Origin of the sequence: Blautia sp. CAG:237 (assembly GCF_000436615.1) — a bacterium.
GTDB classification, from domain to species: Bacteria; Bacillota; Clostridia; order Lachnospirales; family Lachnospiraceae; genus Blautia_A; species Blautia_A intestinihominis.
On the sequence record NZ_FR886715.1, the window covers coordinates 1 to 2,214 of the forward strand.

A 2,214-nucleotide genomic window follows, 5' to 3' on the forward strand; every position below is an offset into this window, starting at 1 on the left:
TATGATATTGGAATATTCCTGACTGATCTTTATGGATGCTTTATGTGACAGCAGCATTCCTCTTCCTCCTTCATACACTCTTACGGATGGAAATTTATAATCCACCTTGAATTAATACGACTTGCTCTGATGCTCAATATAACGTCGAATATTTTCCTCAGATACAGATCCGACTGTTTCCACATAATAATAGGAATGGTTCCACAGCTCTCCTTTCCACAGCTGGTTTCTTATTTCTGGAAAACGTTCAAACAGTTTTCTGCCGGTGATCCCCTTCAGATACTTGACAATTGCTGTTATGGACAGCTTTGGTGGAGCTGATACAAAACAGTGGGCATGATCACCTTCACCACATTCAAATAAGTGAACAGTAAACCCCTTATCCTCAGCAATCTGCTGCACCAGTTTCTGAAGATATTCCTCAATTTCTTGGTTTAATATTTTCCGCCGGTATTTCACCGACCATACCATATGGTAGTTGATATTACACACACAAGTTCTATAATGTATTAGATTTTCTTTCATACATATAGTATAACATGATGAGTGGAAATGTGCAGCAAAACCCCAAACATATTTTCGATTGTTTATAGTGGTTCAGTTGTATGCCGGTTACGGCACTAATATCAGGGTGGGAGAGGAATTATTATATTTTTTCAATGTGCAGATATGCACAATCCTGCGCTTTCATCTCGGTAATTGAATTGCCGAGGATTCCCGCTTATTATCCTAATATCGAACTTTCATCTATGGAAGTCTGTTTTTTAACATGCTATAATATATAAAAATTTATTAGGATGAGGTAACCAAAAATGTATCATGACTTGACCGAGGGGAAAATCTCCCGCTCACTGCTGCTGTTTGCGCTACCTATGATGGCCGGCAATCTTCTGCAGCAGTTCTATAATATTGCGGATACACTGATCGTCGGGCGTGTGCTTGGAAGCAATGCGCTGGCGGCGGTGGGATCTGCTTATACTCTGATGACTTTTCTGACTTCTATCTTTCTGGGACTCAGTATGGGATCGGGGGCTCTTTTTTCTATTTATAAGGGAAAAAACGATCAGGATTCTCTGCGCAATGCGATCGTACATGCTTTTGCACTGATCATGGCTGTCACAGTGCTTTTGAATGTCCTGGTGTACATAGGAATTGATCCGATCCTGCATTTCCTGCGTGTACCTGACGAGGTATGGGATGGCATGAAAGCTTATCTGCTTGTGATATTTGCGGGTATCATTGCCACTTCACTGTACAATTACTTTTCCTGTCTGCTCCGTGCACTTGGGAATTCCACGATTCCGCTGGTATTTCTTGCGGTCTCTGCTGTCCTGAATATCGGACTGGATCTTTTGTTCGTGGCTGTACTCCCATGGGGTATCCGTGGTGCCGCACTGGCAACGGTGATCGCACAGTATGTTTCAGGCATCGGCATTACGCTCTATGTACTGCTGAAATGCCGTGATCTGCTTCCTTCCAGAGAGGATCTACAATTCAACCGCCAGATCCTTGGTGAGATTGGAAATCTGTCTTCTATGACCTGCGTCCAGCAGTCTGTCATGAACTTTGGTATCCTGATGGTGCAGGGACTGGTAAACAGCTTCGGACCGGTCGTTATGGCCGCTTTTGCCGCCGCTGTCAAAATTGATACGTTTGCATATCTTCCGGTGCAGGATTTCGGTAATGCATATTCTACCTTTATCGCACAGAATTACGGTGCAGGCAAAAAAGATCGAATCCGCAAAGGAACAAGGGAATCATTCCTGATCAGTTTTCTTTTCTGTATTGTGATCTCGGCGGTGGTATGTATTTTTGCCGCACCGCTGATGCGGATCTTTGTCAGTGCGAAGGAAACTGCAGTTATTGCTTCCGGTGTGCGTTATCTCCGGATCGAGGGGGCTTTTTACTGCGGAATCGGCTGTCTGTTTTTGCTGTATGGTTACTATCGTGCAGTCAAGAAACCGGGCATGTCCGTCATCCTGACTGTGATATCTCTCGGAACACGTGTAGCTCTGGCGTATATCCTGTCTGCATATATCGGAGAAACCGGCATCTGGATGGCGATCCCGATCGGATGGGTGCTTGCCGATGTTACCGGTCTCGTTTATATGAAATTTCATGAAAAATAGTGGTCTCTGACAGCTCCATACAGATACAAAAACAAAAGAGTGCAGTTCCCGGTGACATGCTCCCACCACTTAAATCTTTGATTTT

Annotated in this window: 2 protein-coding genes; one reads left to right on the top strand and one right to left on the bottom strand. The window is 44.0% G+C overall.

Going from position 1 to position 2,214, the window contains the following annotated elements:
- Positions 1-111: 111 nt before the first annotated feature.
- Positions 112-525 carry an IS200/IS605 family transposase gene (tnpA, locus tag QZL69_RS05280; RefSeq protein WP_202030003.1) on the bottom strand — a complete coding sequence of 138 codons (414 nt, stop codon included), beginning with the start codon at positions 523-525 and terminating at the stop codon, positions 112-114.
- 287 nt (positions 526-812) lie between these two features.
- On the opposite strand from tnpA, the gene QZL69_RS05285 reads away from it, so the two are divergent.
- A complete protein-coding gene (locus QZL69_RS05285; RefSeq protein ID WP_022214185.1) occupies positions 813-2,129 on the top strand; it encodes an MATE family efflux transporter in 1,317 nt (438 codons plus the stop codon).
- The last annotated feature ends 85 nt before the right edge of the window (positions 2,130-2,214 follow it).

What these genes read in the sequence shown, in the direction of transcription:
- QZL69_RS05285 (WP_022214185.1), top strand. Translation starts at nt 813, where the DNA reads ATGTATCATGACTTGACCGAGGGGAAAATCTCCCGCTCACTGCTGCTG.
- tnpA (WP_202030003.1), bottom strand. Translation starts at nt 525, where the DNA reads ATGAAAGAAAATCTAATACATTATAGAACTTGTGTGTGTAATATCAAC.